The organism is Dyadobacter sp. CECT 9275 (assembly GCF_907164905.1).
GTDB lineage: Bacteria > Bacteroidota > Bacteroidia > Cytophagales > Spirosomataceae > Dyadobacter > Dyadobacter helix.
The window spans coordinates 451,935-471,315 of record NZ_CAJRAF010000004.1 but is presented as its reverse complement, the minus strand read 5'-3'; the positions used below and the strand labels follow the sequence as shown (position 1 = coordinate 471,315).

Sequence of the window (19,381 nt, the reverse complement as noted above, 5' to 3'; positions counted from 1 at the left end):
TTTCACCATGGAGAATGATTACTTACAAAGCGTAAAAAAGCAGTTTGAATATTACAAGTTGCTGGCTGATAAAACGATCACCCAATTGCCGGACGAAAAGCTTTTTTGGCAGTTTAACGAAGAAAGTAACAGTGTCGCCATGATCGTTAAACATTTGTCGGGAAATATGCTGTCGCGCTGGACCGACTTTCTGACCAGTGACGGAGAAAAGGAATGGAGAAACCGGGACGCTGAATTTGATAACGATATCAGGACCCGGCAAGATATGCTGGCCAGATGGGAGCAAGGCTGGCAATGCCTTTTCAGCGCGCTTAACTCGCTGGATACACCACATCTGGCGCAGGTTATTTACATCCGGAACCAGGGGCATACCGTAATGGAAGCGATTAACAGGCAGCTTGCGCACTATCCCTATCATGTGGGGCAGATCGTGTTTATCGGAAAGATGGTACAGAACGAAAAGTGGCAGTCACTTTCAATTCCGCGTGGGGCCTCTTCAGGTTATAACGCCGATAAATTTGCTCAGCCCCAAAGAAAGGAACACTTTACCGACGAATACCGGAAATAGGTACTACAACCGCTGGTGGGTATTTTTATCCTGTTTTTCTCTTTTGGTATTGTCAGTTGATCTGTTTCTAAATCATTCTTCACTCCCCTATCATTTTGCGTTATGTTACTTCGCCTGAAATCCCTGATCATTTTAATGTTGATTGTTTCACTGATGCCTGCCGGCAGTATTGGACAGTCTGCAACTCCTGGAAAGTATAAGGTGATCGGTTACGTTGGAGGATTCCGTGGGCTGGTTGCGGCTGAACAAATAGACGTCCAAAAGCTCACGCACATAATGTATGCCTTTGTGAATGTCAAGGATAGCCTGGCAGTACTCACTAACCTGGCGACGGATTCTACCAATTTCAGAAAACTGAACCTGCTAAAACTCAAAAACCCGGATCTTAAAATTATCATTTCTATTGGTGGTTGGGCGTGGAGCGAAAATTTCTCTGATGCCGTACTTACCGAAACTTCCCGACAGGCTTTTGCCCGCTCCGCTGTTGAGATTGTGCGCCAGTATAATCTGGATGGTGTGGATATCGACTGGGAATATCCGGGTATGCCGGGTGAAGAAGGTAACGTTTACCGGCCCGAAGACAAACAGAATTTTACGCTGATGTTTAAATCATGCCGCGAAGAACTGGATAAACTGGCTGCAGAAACCGGTAAAAAATATGAACTCGCAACCGCCGTGGGTGGCTCCCAGTCGTTTATTGACCATACCGAAATGGGCGTGCTGGAAAAATATCTTGATTTTATCAATATCATGACCTACGATTACGGCGGCAAAAATGGAACCGTTGGCCATCATACCAATTTATACGCATACGGTGATTTTGAAGATGTATCATCGGCTGATCGTTCGGTACGTAATTTCATCGCGGCCGGAGTACCTCCTCATAAAATAGGACTAGGTGCGGCCTTTTACGGCAAAGGATGGCAGGCTGAAAGTGCGGTAAACAATGGTCTGGGGCAAAAAAGGGTGAAAACCGTACAAGGTGGGGGTTACACAAAACTGAAAGATACGGTCATTAACCAGAACGGAAATGTGAGATACTTTGATAAAAAGGCGAAAGCGCCTTATCTCTTCAATGCAGCCACCCATACGCTGATCAGCTACGACGATGAAAAGTCAATCAAGGCGAAGTGTAAATATGTGAAAAAACATAAACTGGCCGGGATTTTCTTCTGGGAGTATTTCAATGACCCGAAAGGATATTTATTGGGGCAGATTGATAAAAGTTTGTGACCAGGTCTACCTTATTTTTCCACTGTCCTCAGCCATTCCCTGATCACATTTTGTAATAACTTTTCTTTGGATCTGGCATCTTCCAAATCGGTAAAATAAGCCAGCCTGCGGCCGTCGGTATATTCCCCTTCCAGTAGACCTGAGGTATCCTTTATTTTTGCTCCGCTTGGGAATACCAACAAAATGCGGCCTTTGTGAAGGTTAAATACCGCTATTTCCCTTTTGTACTCCTTGGGGTTGAAGGGTGGCATTTCGCCGGTGTAATAAAAACTCGTATTGTTCCACTTGATCCGCTCCCCGATTTCTGGATCGGTACTTAGTATGATTTGTCTGATGCTTTCAACTATAATGGCCAGAGCAGGGTCCAACTTTTGGATATGCTCATTTACCTTGATCTTGTCTTTTTGTTGCTGAGGTTCTGTCATATTAGCCTGTTTTTCTGCAAAGTTATACCGAATCTATCAGCAAGGAGATGTGCGAAGTTGCCATAAAAGAGGGTGATTCAGGACAATTTTTTTGTATGAAGTTACAAATATTACTGAAACGGTGATATTTGCAGGATTTACAACAATTGCCCTGCACTAACACGAAAACTATGAAACGATTCTGTTATTTTCTCTGCTTCCTGATCCTCCCTGTTTTGAATGCGTGTTCCCCCAAAACAAAAGTCGAAATCGTGAAGAGATATCCCCCGCTGGATCACCTGGCACCGGTGGAATTAATCCGGAGGCACGATGAGGAACCGGAGGACAGTGAATTATTGGCATCTCTGATCATCAAAAACGGAGAATGGGAGAACGCAAGAGATTACGAGTCGCTTCTGTTTAAGGCAAAAGCAATGGCCAGGGAATTGGGCGGCAATGCAGTGAAAGTCACCCAGCATCAAAAGCCGTTTTCTCCTGCAATGCGTGTTCCGGTTGGAGGAATGATGTATCCTTACAACCCCAAGCATAAAATGCTGATCGAGATTTTAAGGGTAACGTATGACCAGAACAATCCTAATTAACAACCAACCCCAGCAAATCACTTTTTGTCAGCGTCTTTAGAATATTCTGGTCCGTTTTGATGAGGTCATCCGCGAGTTCCTTTTTGGTTTCCTGCAAAAGCATGATTTTTTCCTCAATGGTATCCGGACAGATCAGTCGGACGGCAATTACGTTTTTCTGCTGTCCCATCCGGTGGCTCCGGTCAATGGCCTGGTTCTCAACGGCGGGGTTCCACCATGGGTCCACAATGTAGACGTAGTCGGCTTCTGTAAGGTTAAGGCCTGTTCCGCCCGCTTTCAGGCTGATCAGGAAAACACGTACTTCCGGATTTTGCTGAAAATTGTTAACCGCACTTTCTCTATCCCGCGTTTGTCCGGTGAGGTATTCGTGGCCTATATTTTTTGCCCTGAGTTCGGTGCGTATCAGGTCCAGCATGGTAACAAACTGTGAGAAAACGAGAATCTTGTGCTGCCCGGCTTTTCCCTCGATCTGTTCAAGGAGTACTTCAATTTTGGAAGAGCCGTCGCCATAATATTCCTCGTCGTTCAGTAACGCAGGTGAATTGCATATCTGCCTCAGTTTTGTCAGCCCCTGCAGTACATGAAGCCTGTTTCGGGTGATATCACCTTCCAGTTTGGTATGGATGTAATTGTAAAATTCCTTTTCGTAGGCATTGTAAACCTTGCGCTGTTCATCTCCCATTTCACAGTAAAGTACCATTTCTGTTTTGTCGGGCAGTTCCCGGGCAACCTGTTTTTTGGTCCTTCTCAGAATGAATGGATTAATTCTTTTTCTGAGATCGGCCGCGGCCTCTTCATCCTTGAACTTATCAATAGGCGTCAGATAATGGTTCCGAAACTGCGTGAGCGATCCCAGCAAGCCCGGGCAGGCAAAGGAAAGCTGGCCGTAAAGATCCAGTGTATTATTTTCGAAAGGGGTACCTGTCATCACTATTTTATTTCGTGACTGCAACAGACGGGCAGCCTTGTAGCGCAGGGATTCAGGGTTTTTTATCGCCTGCGACTCGTCCAGAAAGATATAATTGAACACATAGTTTTTCAGCAAATGAATATCCGAAAGCATGGTGCCGTAGGTAGTTAATACGATCTCATAAGAACCGAAATCATCCGTATTTTTAACGCGGGAATTACCATGAATGGTTATTATTTTCAGGTCAGGAGCAAACCGTGCTACTTCGGTCTGCCAGTTGAATATCAGGGAAGTAGGGACAACGATCAGATTGGTATTCACTTTCACTCTCCTGCGCTGGGACAGAATAAAGGCAATGATCTGAACCGTTTTGCCCAGGCCCATGTCGTCAGCCAGGCAACCTCCAAAGCCGTATGTATCCAGGAAGTTCAGCCAGTTAAGTCCTTGTTTCTGATAGTTACGCAGTTTGGTCTTTAATTCCTTCGGTACTTTAACGTTGTCGATTTTTTCAAATTCCTCAAATCCGGACCGGATAACCTTAATTTCATTCCGTACTTCATCGGCTATTATTTCTTCATCGTACAGATCCAGGATGCTGTTAAAATTGATTTTTGGGATCTGGATACTTTCGCCGTTCAGCTCACCTGCGGCAAAGTATTTCTCCATTTTCTGTAACCATTCACCGGGAAGTATCCCCTGGGTTCCATCCCCCAGTGCGACAAATTTTGTTCTGTTTTTTACAGCTTTCTGAAGATTTTTCAAGGATACTTTTTGCCTCCCGAAACGGACATCAAGCGTTGAGTCAAACCAGTTGATACCACTTGTTACCTGAACCGTTACTTTCGGTTTGTAAGCATTTAGCCTGTTGCCGGTAATCTTGTTAAAACCAAGTACATTGATGTCCTGGTTTTTCCATTCTTCAAAGGCTTCCAGGAACCAGTTTTCGTCCAGAAACGTGTGTTTATGTAAAAATACTGCATCTTCCGGTTCCTGACCGGCAAAATCGGGATGCAGGCGGATGAGGGCGGATATAAACCGCAACTCCTCATCAGGGTTTCGTTGGACTGTAAAAGGATTACCATGGGAATCGACGGAGTAAATCTGTTTTTTTGTAAAAACCGGAACCTCGGCCTTCCCATATTTCATGACGGGCGTGAGCAAAACATAATTCCCAAATTCGGACAAATAGATGATCTTTTCCACTTTTTCATCAAACCCGTTATCCCTGAGCTGTTTTTTAGTGGCAGGTTTCAGGAAGGAATAAATAATGCTGATCCTGTCTTCCAGGCGGGATAAAATATTTTGTCGGAACGCCTCAAACCTGGATTCATGAATAATGATTTTCTGACTTTGTTTCCTGAAAAAATCAATTATCCTTAAGAAATCGGGATTGCCGATCAGATGCAGTGTTTTGCCGGTTTGTACAAAGTAGTCAAAGCGGGTGACCAGTGTTTCCAGGTTATATTTTTTCTCCGCTATTTCCAGATATCCGCTTACCTCGTAAAAATTGTTTTTTAAACTTACCGTCAGCTGAAGATTGAGCGGGGAGTGGAGTATTTCAATCCTTGAAAGAGATGATGCGTTGATATTCTCTGAAACAGAAGGGTCGTGGGCGTAGAAATCGAGCTGTTGCGGGTTTGCCAGTATCGTTTTAAGTGTATCGATATCCTGTTTTGGCAGTTTTTCCCGGAACTGGTTCCTGAACCGCAGGAAAGATGAGTAAAACCGGATGAGCGCGGGATCCTGATGTCTCTGAAGCTGATCAATTACATCTGTTATCTCCACCGGATTTTTGATCTTACCGTCTTTGGTACGGGCTGCGGAGTATAGTTCCAGAAAAAAATGATCATAGTACTTATTCCGGCCCAGTACGGCAATCGGTACCTCGTCCTGCGATGTGGCCACATTCATTCGATCAGGTGTTTTCCCGGGTAAAAGCTGATGCTCAAAATGCCTGACAGTTTCGGTATTCACGGCAATCAGCTCCCGCATGATGGGTACTATCCGGGCGGAGCGGTTGGCATACTGCACCTCAAAGTAGGTGTCAGGATTCGGCTCGTTCTCAAGCCCGTAATCCTGAGCAAATTCCCGCATTCGGGCATGGCGCAAGCTTGTATCAAAGAACAGCCGGATCTCCTTTCTATCCATCATGTTATAGAGTACCTGGGTCTGGTGCAGGCACAACTTGCCCGCGACTGCCCGACAGGTGCAGAAGAGCTGCAGGTGGTTTTCCGGTTGCTTCACAATGACTTCATACCAATCAGAAGTGCCCTGAGGTACCAGAAAGGTAGCTTCGTTCAGGCGGATTTCTTGCGGCTGAAGATCAAAAAAACCACGTTTCCCGGTTTCGGGAACGTCAGAACAATACCGTAGAATGGCGGCATTGGTGAGGCTGGAAACGCTCAGGTCTGGAATGATAAATTCGTGCATGGCCAATAGGTAGGGGTATGATTTTATACCAGTTCTGCTTTAAAAGCTCAAAAACAAAGTAAAGCACTAAAATGCATATATGCCGGAATATGGGAAATTCTTTGTCTGGTTAAATGTATGCGCCTATTTTTACCGATTCAATACCAGTTTATTTTTCAGGTCATCCCAAAATTTTATCCGCCTTTTTAATGACATACCATTAAGTTCAAAGGGGGAGCGTAACATGAATGAAAACATTAAAGTCAATTATTTTCCTGTTATCAGCGCTGTTTTCAGGGCTTTCATCTGTTAAAGCGCAAGATACAGCTGCTGACTCACTACCGGTTTCGGCGCGGGATTCATTTAATCTGGCAGCAGACAGCCTGGATAAACCCGTTTTTGTGTTGGTGGATACCCTCCGTTATCGTTTCATTGGAGACGGAAATTTTACCCGGGGGAATGTGAACAGGAGCTTGATGGTGCTCCGGGCCGAAATTCTGGCCACCGGACCGCTGATCAGTATAGCAACCAACCCGCGTTTTACTTACGGTAAACAAAACGGCGTACTGGCCGAACGAGACTCTTATGTAGATCTGTTTATTGATATTTTCAAGAAAAAAAGAACCTATGTATTCGGGCTCGGCGTATTGGAAACCAGTAATTTAAGGCGGATAGACCTACGGCAGATGGCCGGTGCGGGGTTAGGTTTCAGGATGTTGCGAAGTAAAAATAATAATCTGAGCTTTACGGATGCTATCCTCTATGAATCCACTAATTTCAGGGAACTGCCGACAGTTACAACCATCCGGAATTCGTTCAGGATTAAAGGCAAACATTCATTTGCGCTGGATAAGGTAAGGCTTAACCATATCACTTTTATCCAGCCAGCACTCAACGACCTGTCCAATGTGAGGTGGAATACTATTATTTCTGTCGAACTTCCGATTAATAAATGGGTGACGATCCGAACCAGCTTTGAGAATTCGTATGAAAGTGTGGTGGAAACCACACGGAAAAGGAACGATTCCCGCATTACTTTCGGAATTGCAGTCGGTAATAAATGAACCGGATTTTCTTTGGAATAAATATCATTTTCCGTTTGTCAGGGACAATACCCGGTTCCTTTGTCTTTATTGGTGAGCAATGTTAAAAATTATTAAATGCTTCACATGATTATGATGAACCTGTAAACTGCTTTCCATAGAACACTTATTATCCAAACGCCGACAATGAAAGAAACAGAAGATAACCGCCGTAATTTTATCAAGTCTTCATTAAGTACCGCTGCCGGGCTGATGATGTTGCCGGAAATTCCGGTGAAACCTGCCATCGTGCAGTCGCCAGCCATTATTACGTCTTCGAAGGGGCGCCCGGCCGCTTCGCGTATTAAATTTGCCGTGATCGGGATGAACCACGGACATATTTATGGCCAGGTGGAGGCGGTTGTGCGCGGTGGAGGCGAACTGGTATCTTTTTATGCCAGGGAAGCAGACCTGGCGTCAGCATTTGCCAAAAGGTATCCTCAGGCGAAGCAGGCGAAAAATGAAAATGAAATTATTGAGGATAAATCCATACAACTGGTTCTCAGCGCAGCCATACCTGACGAAAGAGCTCCGTTGGGGATCAGGGTCATGAAAAGCGGGAAAGATTTTATGGCGGATAAGCCGGGCATCACTTCACTGGAGCAACTGGCCCAGGTGAGAAAAGTACAAAAGGAAACCAAAAGGATCTATTCCATTATGTACGGTGAAAGGCTTGAAAACCGGGCAACCATCAAGGCAGGTGAGCTGATCAAAGCGGGAGCGATCGGTAAAATTGTTCAGACGATCGGCTTGGGGCCGCACAGGGAAAATCCGAAAACAAGGCCGGAGTGGTTCTATGACAAGAAACGTTTTGGCGGGATTATCTGTGACATCGCCTCCCATCAGTTTGACCAGTTTCTGTTTTTTACAAATTCAACCAAAGCTGAAATCATAGCGTCTCAGACCGGGAACGTTAATCATCCACAACATCCTGGATTTGAAGATTTTGGAGATGTAATGTTGAAGGGAGACGGCGGTGCGGGGTACATCCGTGTAGACTGGTTTACGCCGGATGGCCTGAATTCCTGGGGTGACGGCCGGCTCACTGTGATAGGTACCGAAGGGTTTATCGAGATCAGAAAAAACGTTGATATTGGCGGACGGGACGGAGGAAGCCACTTATTCCTTGTTAACCAGAAAGAAACCAAATACATTGACAGTACAGGAACGCAGCTTACTTATGGCAGTAACCTCGTGGATGATGTGCTGAACCGCACAGAAACCGCTATGTCGCAGGAGCACTGTTTCCTGGCCACCGAACTGGCACTGATTGCTCAGAAAAATGCAAAAAAGCTGGTGCTAGGATAAACATTTTTTTATTCTACTTCTATATTAAATGAGGCGTTCATAACCAATTTACCATCAAAGGGTTCGGGCCTTCCTGGCATGACGAGCCCTTTGATTTTGGTTGTTTTTCCTTTGCTCAGTAAATCAAAAACATGTTTGTCGCTGAGCGTTTTGCTCATCATTTCAAAGGGTATCTTAAAGCCGCAAACCTGGAAATTGGTACAGCCATAGGCTGTTTTCCCCTTTTTTAGTAACTGATTTTTACATTTCGGGCAGTTTAATTCCTCTATTGCTATCTCAGGTTTCGGGGTTTTCGGTTTAGTTTCCTTTTTTGGTTTTTCCTCTGCCTTTTCCGGGATTTCCACTGCAATAGCGATCATTTTTCCGGTGGTACGCTTTACCTCCTGCGTAAGGTTAACTACCATATCAATGAGTTCCTGCTTGAAGGTATCCATGGCATATTCACCTTTTTCGATCAGCCTCAGCTTTCCTTCCCAGATACCCGTGAGTTCAGCGCTTTTCAGCAGCTCCACCTGAATGGTATCAATCAGGTCCATACCGGTCTGCGTAGCCAGCAGATTCTTTTTCTTTTTCTCAATATATTTCCTCTTGAAAAGCGTTTCAATGATATTGGCCCTGGTGGACGGCCGGCCAATACCGTTATCTTTCAGAAGTTCACGCATTTCCTCGTCGTCTACCTGCCGTCCCGCGGTTTCCATCGCGCGCAGCAAAGTAGCCTCGGTGAAGGGCTTGGGCGGAGAAGTTTTGCCATGATGTATCCGAGGCTCGTGCGGGCCTGTTTCTCCCACCTCGAAATTGGGCATTACCTTTTCTTCCTCCGGATTTTCTTTTTTTGCGGTGTTGTCATTGGCATATACTTCGCGCCAGCCCGGTTCCAGGATCTGTTTTCCCGTGGCTTTAAATTCTAGCTGACCTACCTTCCCCAGCACCGTGGTATTGGATACCTTACATTCCGGAAAGAAGGCAGCCAGAAACCGCCTCACGATCATGTCATATATCCTCTTCTCGTCAATACCAAGGGCAGAAGGGAGCACGCCTGTTGGGATAATAGCATGGTGATCTGTCACCTTTTTGTCGTCAAATACTGCCTTAAGTTTAGGTATGGGGCTAGACAGAATTGTCTGGGTATACTGGCTATAATAGGTCAGTTCCCGCATGATACCTTCTATTTTAGGGTGCAGATCCTCGGAGAGGTAGGTTGTATCGACACGAGGGTAGGTAACGAATTTTTTCTCGTACAGGTTCTGGACATGTTTCAGCGTATCTTCTGCCGAATAACCATATTTTTTATTGGCTTCCACCTGAAGCGATGTCAGGTCAAACAGTTTGGGGTTCCCCTCTTTTCCTTCTTTTTTCTCAAATGCCGTAATCTCAAAAGGATGTTCGAGCAGGTAGGCAAGGCCTTTTTCTGCTTTTTCCAGTTTTTTTAGCCGGTCAATGGTGGCCGTAAATTCCGTTTCGCGGTAAATGGTTTTTAATTCCCAGTACTCTTCAGAAACAAACGAGTTAATTTCCTTCTGCCGCTGAGCTATCATCGCCAGAGTAGGCGTCTGTACCCTTCCTATGGACAAAACAGCTTTTCCCTGGCCATATTTTTTTGTAAAAAGTCGGGTAGCATTCATGCCCAGAAGCCAGTCGCCGATGGCCCGGGCGCTGCCTGCCGCATAAAGGTTGTCGTACTGAGTGCTTTCCCGCAGTTTGTCAAAACCTTCTCTGATGGCAGCTTCCGTAAGCGACGATATCCATAACCGTTTTACAGGAGCCGTACATTTGGCTTTCAGCAGCACCCAGCGCTGGATCAGCTCTCCCTCTTGCCCTGCATCACCGCAGTTAATAACCTCATCGCAAGCCTTCACCAGATTTTCTATGACTCCAAATTGCTTAAGAACACCGGCGTTGTCGATCAGCTTAATGCCGAAACTGGGCGGTATCATCGGAAGGTCTTCCAGCCGCCACGATTTCCAGCGGTCAGTATAGTCATGTGGTTCTTTAAGCGTGCAGAAATGGCCGAAGGTCCAGGTAACCTGGTACCCGTTTCCTTCATAGTAGCCATCTTTTCGCTGTTTGGCCCCAATCACCTCCGCAATATCCCTGGCAACACTGGGTTTCTCAGCTATACAAACTTTCATAATTATTTTCCGATTTTTACCCGATCTTTTCTGAATGCACGCATCCCATCAGTTCTGATTTTTCGGGGCGACAAATATGGCGAAATTTATTGGAACCGACGATTCGGGTACCAGGCACTTACAGCACATTTTAACAGGTCAGGAGTTTAAGCCCTGAGAAATTCGGGAGAAAAGCACAGGCGGATTCTGTTAAAAAAATACCTTAATCTATCTTTGCCTAAATTCTCTTGCATGAATTATTAGACAAACTTATGGACCATATTTCCGTTGTTGCATTCGACGCCGACGACACCCTTTGGGTGAACGAACCTTACTTCCGGGAAACGGAGGAGAAATTTTACAGCCTGCTGGAAGACTACCTGCCCCGGCATACCATTTCACAGGAGCTTTTCAAAACAGAGATGGATAACCTGCCTTTATACGGATATGGTGTGAAGGGATTCATGCTCAGCATGGTGGAAACGGCACTGAGGGTAAGCGAAGGAACCATGGACGTACGTGTGATTGAAAAAGCGCTGGAATATGGGAAGGAACTACTGGCGAAGCCGATTGAAGTGCTGGAAGGTGTGGAGGAGGTACTTCAAAAATTAGCGCCCCGTTACAAACTCGTAGTGGCCACAAAAGGCGATTTGCTGGACCAGGAGCGGAAACTTAAAAAATCAGGTATTGATCATTACTTCCACCACATCGAAATCATGTCCGACAAAAAGGTGGCGGATTATAAAAAGCTGATCCGGCATTTGGACATCGGTGCCGATGAGTTTCTGATGATCGGAAATTCGCTTAAATCGGACGTGCTGCCCGTGCTTGAACTGGGGGGGCATGCCGTGCACGTCCCTTATCACATCACCTGGGTACACGAGCATATTGAGCATAACGTGCATCATGAGAATTTTCGTCAGTGTAGCCAAATCAGAGATATCCTCCCTTTTTTAGTAAGGTAAAAGGTCCTTATCGGAACGTATATCCCTTTGATAATTGGCTATTACAATCATCAGTCACGCCGATTTTCCTGTGAACAGTCCTTTAGGGACCATCGTTTTGTTTCAGATGTTGACTGACAAAAATGATCTCTGGTACCGTGCATGCTGTTTTTCATTTTGAGTAGGTCTGCGGCTACATAATCTTATTGCATATATCTCCTAAAGGGGCAATAAGTAAACTAATGTTATTCGTCTGACCAATTTCTATGAAAGCGTTACCGCTCGTTATTCTTTTGTTTTTATTCAATCTGGGGTTCATTTTTTATAAATCCGAACCGACTCCCGCCACTACGCTGGTAAAAGATGAGGCGTTAAAACTTGTGGCGGATGAACAACAGCAAACCATATCCGTATTCAGAGCGGGTGGGAAAACACCCATTCTGGTACAAAATGTTAAACAAGATTTCCGGCCTTATCTCCATCCCATTGTAGCGCCTGACGGGAAGGGTATCCTCACAGAATACAGTCCGGGGCATCATAAACATCAGACGGGTATTTACTGGGGGTATACCCGCGTCAATGGCCGCGACTATTTCCATCATCCCGACAAGGATTACTGGAGAAAGGTATCTTCCTCTGTAGTAGTGGCGCAGGGTGATGAGGTGAAATGGCAAACCGTTTACGATCTGCTGGATTCCACAGGAAAAGCAGTACTGACTGAAACCCAAAACTGGTCGATGCGTGAAAAGGACGGCAAATATCTGCTGGATCTGGAATGGAATGGGGAAGCACAGACCGACGTTACCATTGGAAAATATGACTACGGAGGGCTTTTTGTAAGAATGCCATGGAAACCGGGTATCAATGGAGAAGTCGTGAATGCCGCCCGGCAGAAAAATGAAAAGGCAGAGGGCCAGCCTGCCATGTGGGTAGACATTGCCATGCAGGTGGAAGGGAGGAATGATCTTGCGCATATTGCCATTTTTGATCATCCTGAAAACAAGGGATATCCGCAAACCTGGCGTGTTGACGGCCAGCTCGGTGCCGGTCCGGCTCGTGCACGTAAAGCCGACTGGCATATTAAAAAAGGCGAAACGGAAGTGATTCGGCATGAGTTGGTTGTTTACTCAGGCGTGCTCAACGATGTGAAACTGACGGAGACCTGGGAGGAATATTCGGGGAAAAAGGGGATGTATTCCACCGCTGCACTTTGGGCTATTGCGCAAAAAGAAGGCAGGGAAGCTAAGTTTCTTTCCCCCGCCGAAGCCGTTGCGGCCATGACAGTCAAGGACGGGTTTAAGGTAAATGTATTTGCAGCTGAACCCATGATGACCCAGCCGATGGCTTTCTGCTGGGATGATAAAGGCAGGCTGTGGATTGCCGAGAACCGCGACTACGAGTCGCGTGGGAAAGGGTTTTCTAATGCAGGTGATAGCAGGATACTCATTCTGGAAGATACCGATAAAGACGGCGTTGCAGATACACGGAAGGTGTTTATGGAGGGTATTGCTTTTCCTTCGGCCATAGCCGTTGGTTTTGATGGTGTGTTTATCGGCGCGCCGCCCAACCTGCTTTTTGTGCCGGATAAGAATGGAGACGATAAGGCAGACACCGAGGATATCCAGATCCGGCTGACGGGCTGGGGAATTCGGGACAGACATGAAACGATCAACAGCTTTCACTGGGGGCCTGACGGCTGGCTGTACGGTTTACAGGGCTTTGCAACGCCATCCAAGGTTGGGAAGCCGAAGGGGCAGGGGAAGATTTACCGACACAATGATCCCTTCCCTGAAAACATTCCGGTGGAAGATGGCGTGGATATCAACGGGGGAGTGTGGCGGTACCATCCCACACGGGATAAGTTTGAGGTAGTGGCACATGGTTTCAGCAATCCATGGGGAGTAGATTACGACGCCAAAGGGCAGCTGCTGATCACGGCCTGTGTGATCCCTCACTTGTGGCACGTGATTCCTGGAGGTATTTATCACCGGCAGGGCGGCCAGCATTTTAACCCATACGTTTACAGTGATATTAAAACAATTGCTGATCATAGCCACCGCTCCGCACATGGTGGGGCGCGGGTATATCTTTCCGATGCCTTCCCCAAAGCCGAATATGGCAAGATATTCATGTGTAACATTCATGAGCATGGGATCCTTTCCGATATCCTGGAAAAGAAAGGTTCTGGGTTCAGCGGGAAACATGGCGATGAGTTCCTGATGGCGAATAATGCCCAGTGGGTAGGTTTCAGCATGGAGATAGGGCCGGAAGGAGGGTTATATGCCCTGGATTGGCACGATGCGGATATATGCGGGTCGGATGTGCTGAACGAGAACACCGGACGGGTTTTCAGGGTGATGCCAAAGGTTTCGCAGGCGGAAAACTGGGAGGGAAGATATGGTGACCTCAGTAAAATGACGGATGAAAAGCTGGCTCAGCTGCAAACCAGCAGCAGCGAATGGCACGTACGGCGAGCGAGGATTGTTTTACAGAACCGCGCTTCACATAAGCCTATTTCGGCGGATGCAGTAAGCGTTTTAAACAAATTGTACAACACAGCTGCCAATGCCGACCACCGTCTGAGGGCCATGTGGGCATTACAGATCACCAATAATCTTAAATCGGCAGATTTGCTGGCTGCACTGAAAGACCGCGACGAGTATATCAGAAGCTGGGCGATACAATTTTTATGCGAAGAGATGAAACCAGGGGAGGAGGCGATCAGGAAATTTGCAGATATGGCCCGAACCGATCCGTCCCCGGTTGTGAGGTTATACCTGGCCAGTGCTTTGCAGCGCCTCAGCCCGATGAGCAGATGGCAGATTGTGGAAGGGCTGGCGTCTCATGCCGAGGATTCGGAAGACCATAACATCCCTAAAATGCTGTGGTATGGCGCCGAACCGCTGGTGAAGTCTGACCCGGCAAAGGTACTTAAGCTCGCGTCAGCCTCTAAGATACCGATGTTCGCGCAGTTCAGTGCGCGGCGGGCTGTTGATGCGGATGCGGTGGATGCATTGGTTGCATCTCTGACGATTCCTTCCCCGGCCCGGATCCATTTGCTGGAAGGTATGCGCGATGCTATTGAAGGCAGGACGGATATTAAGACACCCGGCGGTTGGGCAGCTGTTCATGCGAAATTAAAGCAGGCAGGTGGCCCCCAGGCAGCCATTGCTTCGGAAATAAGTCAGCACTTTGGAGGGACAGAAGCAGCCCGGAATCTGATGGCGACTCTGAAAAATACAAGTTTGCCGTTGGTACAAAGGCAAAAGGCCATCCAGGCACTGGCTACGCAGCAGCGGGCGGAGCTTTTGCCCGAACTCCCCAGGTTGCTAAAGGATGACCAGTTAAGATTTGATGCTTTGCGGGCAGTGGCTTCTTTTGATCATGAGCCACTCGGAAAACAGATACTGTCTCAGTATGCCACCCTTTCAAAACCGGAAAAGGCCGAGGCAATCAACACCCTTGCAGCCCGGCCCAAATATGGATGGTTGCTGACGCAGGCAATCGCCAAAAAGGAAATTCCCAGAAACGATATAGCCCCTTACATAGCGCGACAACTTCGGCGCGTAGTGGGAAGCGGTTTTGTAGAAGTATGGGGGCCTATTGACCATGTAGCCCTGGATGAAAAGGCTTATACCAAATACCGCACTTTACTTTCAGACAAAGCCATAGCCGCGGGTAACCCTGCCAAGGGAAGGCTGGTTTTCAAAAATACCTGCTGGCCCTGTCATAAAATGTATGGTGAGGGGGGGATCATCGGACCGGAGCTAACGGGTTCCAACCGCTCCAATCTGGATTATCTGTTAGGGAATGTGTTGGACCCAAGTGGGGAAATTCAGGATGATTATAAAATGGTGGTTATTACCACCCGTGACGGACGGACTTTTGTAGGTAATGTTGCCAAAGAAACAGAGCGCCAGATTACCCTCCGGGTGGTGGGGCAGGATGCAGTGGTGGTTAACAAGTCGGATGTACAGTCCAGAGAAGTTACACCCACTTCTATGATGCCATCGGGACTTTTTGAAACACTTTCGGAAAAGGAGATCATTGATCTGGTAACCTATATGCGTACGAAAACGCAGGTTCAGTTACCAAAATAAAAAGGTTGATAGTTCTTAAAATATCATGTATTTATATAGGTATATCCCCCGGCTTGGTCAGTAAAAATGGAACTGTTCAGATCTGCTGGTTCGCAAGGTTAGCTATTTCGGGTTTATTTTTATAGATGGTGGCAGTTAGTTATGTGAATACCCTGTCTTTTGAATAACATTAATTATTCTTATTTGTAAAATATGGAAAATCAAGATATCACCAGGCGCCAGTTTCTGGGAACCTCTTCCCTTGCCGCAGCAGGTTTGGCACTGTTTTCGGGATCTGCTTTTGGTATGCCTGCCTACATAAAAAATCTCGGCAAGCCTAATTCTCTTTTTAAAGGTGTTCAGGTGGGAGTCATCAGTTATTCCTGGAGAAGTATGCCAAGCAGTGCCGAGCAGGTTCTTCAGTACTGTGTCGATAGCAACATCAGTGCCATAGAACTTATGGGGCCTTCGGGTGAGTCCTTTGCAGGAGCGCCTGTGGCTCCATCAAGGCCAGGCGGACGGCAGGAGCTGACAGCCGAGCAAAAAGCGGAACAAGCCGAATACCTGGTTAAGCTGGCCGAATGGCGGGCCAAAGTCCCAATGGACAAATTTGTGCAGCTTGGGAAAATGTATAAAGATGCCGGTGTGAAGATTTATGCCTTTAAACCTTCGGCACTTGGTGCTAATAATACGGACGCCGAGGTAGATTATGCATTTCGGGCAGCCAAAGCCATGGGGGCCAACCAGGCTAATATAGAACTGCCGAATGATCCGGCACAAACGAAACGTCTGGGTGATATTGCCGCCAGAAACAAGGTTTATGTAGGATACCACGGGCACACCCAGCAAACACCGACCTGGTGGGATGTGGCACTTGGACAGTCAAAATACAATGCGATGAATTTTGATATGGGCCATTATGTTGCTGCCGGTTTTGATCCCATCGAGCTGATCCAGGCCAAGCATAGCCATATCGTGAGCATGCACGTAAAGGACCGAAAGTCCAAAGCTAACGGAGGTGCCAATGTACCCTGGGGAACAGGAGACACGCCGATCATTGGAGCACTTCAGTTAATGAGAGACAAAAAATATAAGTTTCCAGCTACTATCGAACTGGAGTATGATATTCCGGCTGGTTCGGATGCTGTGAAAGAAACAGCCAAGTGTGTAGAGTATGCCCGCAAAGCTTTGGGGGCATAAGTCAGCATTCATCAAAATCCTGATCACAAGATTCCTCGTTCACTGAGGAGCATGTGATCAGGATTTTGTTTTTAAAGGTATGGTAGGTCTCGTGTCTTTTTTCCTACTTCGCACTACTAATCACTACATCGTCAATATAAAAGGCTGACTCACTTACCTGCTCGTCTGCTCCGGGCAGGGGTGGCTCCGGGGTTTCGTTCGGTGTGGAGCGATCCGGCTTATTACGGTATTTCCCGGTTCGGAAAGATATCCGCTCAACGGATTTTACAGCTTCCGAAAGCATGGCTTTTTCCAAAACCAGTTTGTTATTGAGGTACAGGTCATAACTGCCTTTATTTTCTGTACGCACAACAATTTTAAAGGTATACCATTTTCCTTCCTCATATCCTGGAAGAAATACCTTCTCCACACCATTGAAAGCCACCAGTTTCCCTTTTTCATCAAGTCCTATTCTGACCGGCCTGCTGCCATGTCTGTCAGTAATGTCTACTTCAAGCTCTCCGGAAGTTTGTCTGGCAAAAATACTGAAACTGATTGTGGCTTGAGTACCCTCCTGAAAAACGCGGATAGCCCTGGCATAATCATAAGGATCGCTATCTTTTAATATCAAACTTTTATTGGCATCGGATGGGAAATTGGCGATATCAACCGGCGCCCATTTGGGTGCATAAATATTCCAATCGATGATATCTCCGCCTGGTTTCAGATGATTAAAATTGTCCTTCACCGGGCCGGTAACTTTATATCGTACTGGTAAAGGAATCCGGCTGACCCAGGCATCTTCCTTGTTCACCGTGTAGGTAAGCCACATGTTGTTGCCGTCAGGAATCCCATTGCCTTCCGCGATACCACGGACATAACAAGGGCCGAAATCTTTCCATCTTCCAAAAAAACGTCTGGGCGGCACTTCGCCATGTACAACCAGCAAATGGTCAAAAATAACACCATCGTCACTTGTGGTAATGATCAGCGGATACCTGTATTCCTGGGTGGCTATAGGGTTGAAACTCATGGCATACCTGCCGTCTTTGGTTCGCTGCCCCCAGTTTTTCCCTCCGGGCATAATGAGTGAGGGTACCTTCACAGGCGCCGACCAGATTTTTCCTTCATCGGCCGACAGGCTTGCGTAGGAGAATTTGTACAGTCCCACCACTTTGCCGTCGGCGCGGTGGAAGTAGGAGAGCGCCTCAATACGCTCCTGATGGGTTGTATCTGTTTTTCCATAAAATCCATCCAGTCCTCTGTCTTCGTCCCACCACTGGCGGGTTTTTAGCTTGTCGGAAAGTAATGCTTCACAGGCTTTGACAAATCCTGCATCGGGTGATTTTTTATAAAAAGGGTAGGAGGTATTACTTTCATTCCAGTCGGCATGGCTGGAATATCTGATGAAATAGATCGGCCCGTATGTCCCGTTTTTATAAATCTCCCGCACTACCCGGCCAATCCCTCCTTCCTTAAACGGATCTTCGGTATGTCCGTAAAACGCCACCGTGAGTAATCTGCCGTCTGGAGCGACGTAAAATCCCATTCGCTGATGCATCATATAACCGTCGTATCCTTTCGGGAACTGCACACCTGGCGGGGCCTGATAGGGAGGGAAAATTACTTCAGGCTTATTCCAGTCACGGCCATTGGCTGAAACCATGAGTAGTGTCTGGCCTGGCTTAATGTGCTCATCTACGGGATTGCTGAGGTACTGCTGGTAAAATTTACCGTTCCAGTAAGCCAGATTGGACGCATGATTATAAGTCCATCCAAAGCCGTCGGCCATTTCAGGATGTGTGCGGTTTGCCCTGAGGGTTTGCCTGTTTTCCGTGCCTATGGCATATCGTAAAGCCCCGTCCTGCAAATTAGGATTGGCAATTTCTCCACCTATGTATCTTACCGGTTCGTAGATACTGCCGGTTTGTGCAACAGCATGTCCGGCACAGAGTAGCGTTAGTGCTATAAAATATTGGGTTACATTCTGACATTTTAACATGTTCATAGGCAGGGTTGGAAATGGGCTTGTCTGAAACAATGGTAATACCATCAAATTCGGAAAAGAGACCATACAAGAACAAATGAAGCATTTTGAAAAAAGCCGCAAAAAAAGCTACGAAAAATTTCCTACGTAAGAAATATTTCCTACCTTTGATCCGTTATTAATGAAAACGAATCAAATGGAACCTACAAAATCGGAATTGGAAATATTACAGGTATTGTGGCAGCATGGCCCGTCGACGGTCAGGTTTGTTAATAATATTTTAAATGAGGAAACGCGTCCGGTTCAGTACTCTTCGACACTTAAGCTGATGCAGATTATGGTTGATAAGGGAATATTGGACAGAGATGAAAGCGTGATGAAACATATTTACAGCCCGGTGGAGGAAGAAGGTAAAACCAAAAATCAGCTTTTGGAAAAATTTGTGGATTCGATGTATCATGGTTCCGCATCCAGCCTTGTCATGCAGCTTTTTGGTAACAAAAAAACGTCAAAAGAAGACCTTGACGAGATTAAGGCATTCCTGAAAAAACTGGAAGAATAATTTTCC

At 46.5% G+C, this 19,381-nt stretch carries 13 protein-coding genes; 9 read left to right on the top strand and 4 right to left on the bottom strand.

Going from position 1 to position 19,381, the window contains the following annotated elements; all coding sequences use genetic code 11:
* The first annotated feature begins 7 nt into the window (after positions 1-7).
* Positions 8-568, top strand: a complete 561-nt coding sequence (locus KOE27_RS27675; protein WP_215242451.1) for a DUF1572 domain-containing protein — start codon at positions 8-10, stop codon at positions 566-568.
* Between the two features lie 102 nt (positions 569-670).
* The gene (locus KOE27_RS27670) at positions 671-1,801 is read left to right on the top strand and encodes a glycoside hydrolase family 18 protein (protein ID WP_215242092.1); all 1,131 of its coding nucleotides are present in this window, start codon (positions 671-673) and stop codon (positions 1,799-1,801) included.
* Between the two features lie 11 nt (positions 1,802-1,812).
* Here the strand turns inward: KOE27_RS27670 and KOE27_RS27665 are convergent, their stop codons facing one another.
* Positions 1,813-2,226 carry a DUF1801 domain-containing protein gene (locus tag KOE27_RS27665; protein ID WP_215242091.1) on the bottom strand — a complete coding sequence of 138 codons (414 nt, stop codon included), beginning with the start codon at positions 2,224-2,226 and terminating at the stop codon, positions 1,813-1,815.
* 170 nt (positions 2,227-2,396) lie between these two features.
* Here KOE27_RS27665 and KOE27_RS27660 point away from each other — a divergent pair, with 170 nt between their 5' ends.
* Positions 2,397-2,807 carry a hypothetical protein gene (locus KOE27_RS27660; protein WP_215242090.1) on the top strand — a complete coding sequence of 137 codons (411 nt, stop codon included), beginning with the start codon at positions 2,397-2,399 and terminating at the stop codon, positions 2,805-2,807.
* Here KOE27_RS27660 and KOE27_RS27655 read toward each other — a convergent pair.
* Positions 2,800-6,147 (bottom strand): DEAD/DEAH box helicase, encoded by a 3,348-nt coding sequence (locus KOE27_RS27655; RefSeq protein ID WP_215242089.1) that lies wholly within the window; start codon positions 6,145-6,147, stop codon positions 2,800-2,802. The genes KOE27_RS27660 and KOE27_RS27655 overlap by 8 nt on opposite strands.
* 227 nt (positions 6,148-6,374) lie before the next feature.
* Here KOE27_RS27655 and KOE27_RS27650 point away from each other — a divergent pair, with 227 nt between their 5' ends.
* Both KOE27_RS27650 and KOE27_RS27645 read left to right on the top strand, forming a co-directional pair.
* Positions 6,375-7,190 carry a DUF481 domain-containing protein gene (locus KOE27_RS27650; RefSeq protein WP_215242088.1) on the top strand — a complete coding sequence of 272 codons (816 nt, stop codon included), beginning with the start codon at positions 6,375-6,377 and terminating at the stop codon, positions 7,188-7,190.
* 165 nt (positions 7,191-7,355) lie between these two features.
* On the top strand, positions 7,356-8,516 hold the full coding sequence (locus KOE27_RS27645; protein ID WP_215242087.1) for a Gfo/Idh/MocA family protein: 1,161 nt from the start codon (positions 7,356-7,358) through the stop codon (positions 8,514-8,516).
* Between the two features lie 8 nt (positions 8,517-8,524).
* Here KOE27_RS27645 and KOE27_RS27640 read toward each other — a convergent pair whose 3' ends face one another.
* Complete coding sequence (locus tag KOE27_RS27640; RefSeq protein ID WP_215242086.1) at positions 8,525-10,645, bottom strand: DNA topoisomerase 3; 2,121 nt, start codon at positions 10,643-10,645, stop codon at positions 8,525-8,527.
* A 251-nt stretch (positions 10,646-10,896) separates the two neighbouring features.
* Between KOE27_RS27640 and KOE27_RS27635 the strand changes: the two genes are divergently transcribed.
* The 3 genes from KOE27_RS27635 to KOE27_RS27625 all read left to right on the top strand — a co-directional run bounded on the left by KOE27_RS27635 (position 10,897) and on the right by KOE27_RS27625 (position 16,847).
* The gene (locus KOE27_RS27635; protein WP_215242085.1) at positions 10,897-11,589 is read left to right on the top strand and encodes an HAD family hydrolase; all 693 of its coding nucleotides are present in this window, start codon (positions 10,897-10,899) and stop codon (positions 11,587-11,589) included.
* A gap of 245 nt (positions 11,590-11,834) precedes the next feature.
* The gene (locus KOE27_RS27630; RefSeq protein ID WP_215242084.1) at positions 11,835-15,668 is read left to right on the top strand and encodes a PVC-type heme-binding CxxCH protein; all 3,834 of its coding nucleotides are present in this window, start codon (positions 11,835-11,837) and stop codon (positions 15,666-15,668) included.
* 192 nt (positions 15,669-15,860) lie between these two features.
* Complete coding sequence (locus KOE27_RS27625) at positions 15,861-16,847, top strand: sugar phosphate isomerase/epimerase family protein (RefSeq protein WP_215242083.1); 987 nt, start codon at positions 15,861-15,863, stop codon at positions 16,845-16,847.
* Positions 16,848-16,950: 103 nt separating this feature from the next.
* Here the strand turns inward: KOE27_RS27625 and KOE27_RS27620 are convergent, their stop codons facing one another.
* Positions 16,951-18,834 (bottom strand): exo-alpha-sialidase, encoded by a 1,884-nt coding sequence (locus KOE27_RS27620; RefSeq protein WP_229253019.1) that lies wholly within the window; start codon positions 18,832-18,834, stop codon positions 16,951-16,953.
* Between the two features lie 175 nt (positions 18,835-19,009).
* Between KOE27_RS27620 and KOE27_RS27615 the strand changes: the two genes are divergently transcribed.
* Positions 19,010-19,375, top strand: a complete 366-nt coding sequence (locus tag KOE27_RS27615; RefSeq protein ID WP_215242082.1) for a BlaI/MecI/CopY family transcriptional regulator — start codon at positions 19,010-19,012, stop codon at positions 19,373-19,375.
* Positions 19,376-19,381: the final 6 nt, after the last annotated feature.

Bases quoted from the DNA above. Each gene is read 5' to 3' on its own strand.
- KOE27_RS27675 (WP_215242451.1), top strand. From the start codon at position 8: ATGGAGAATGATTACTTACAAAGCGTAAAAAAGCAGTTTGAATATTAC.
- KOE27_RS27670 (WP_215242092.1), top strand. From the start codon at position 671: ATGTTACTTCGCCTGAAATCCCTGATCATTTTAATGTTGATTGTTTCA.
- KOE27_RS27665 (WP_215242091.1), bottom strand. From the start codon at position 2,226: ATGACAGAACCTCAGCAACAAAAAGACAAGATCAAGGTAAATGAGCAT.
- KOE27_RS27660 (WP_215242090.1), top strand. From the start codon at position 2,397: ATGAAACGATTCTGTTATTTTCTCTGCTTCCTGATCCTCCCTGTTTTG.
- KOE27_RS27655 (WP_215242089.1), bottom strand. From the start codon at position 6,147: ATGCACGAATTTATCATTCCAGACCTGAGCGTTTCCAGCCTCACCAAT.
- KOE27_RS27650 (WP_215242088.1), top strand. From the start codon at position 6,375: ATGAAAACATTAAAGTCAATTATTTTCCTGTTATCAGCGCTGTTTTCA.
- KOE27_RS27645 (WP_215242087.1), top strand. From the start codon at position 7,356: ATGAAAGAAACAGAAGATAACCGCCGTAATTTTATCAAGTCTTCATTA.
- KOE27_RS27640 (WP_215242086.1), bottom strand. From the start codon at position 10,645: ATGAAAGTTTGTATAGCTGAGAAACCCAGTGTTGCCAGGGATATTGCG.
- KOE27_RS27635 (WP_215242085.1), top strand. From the start codon at position 10,897: ATGGACCATATTTCCGTTGTTGCATTCGACGCCGACGACACCCTTTGG.
- KOE27_RS27630 (WP_215242084.1), top strand. From the start codon at position 11,835: ATGAAAGCGTTACCGCTCGTTATTCTTTTGTTTTTATTCAATCTGGGG.
- KOE27_RS27625 (WP_215242083.1), top strand. From the start codon at position 15,861: ATGGAAAATCAAGATATCACCAGGCGCCAGTTTCTGGGAACCTCTTCC.
- KOE27_RS27620 (WP_229253019.1), bottom strand. From the start codon at position 18,834: ATGAACATGTTAAAATGTCAGAATGTAACCCAATATTTTATAGCACTA.
- KOE27_RS27615 (WP_215242082.1), top strand. From the start codon at position 19,010: ATGGAACCTACAAAATCGGAATTGGAAATATTACAGGTATTGTGGCAG.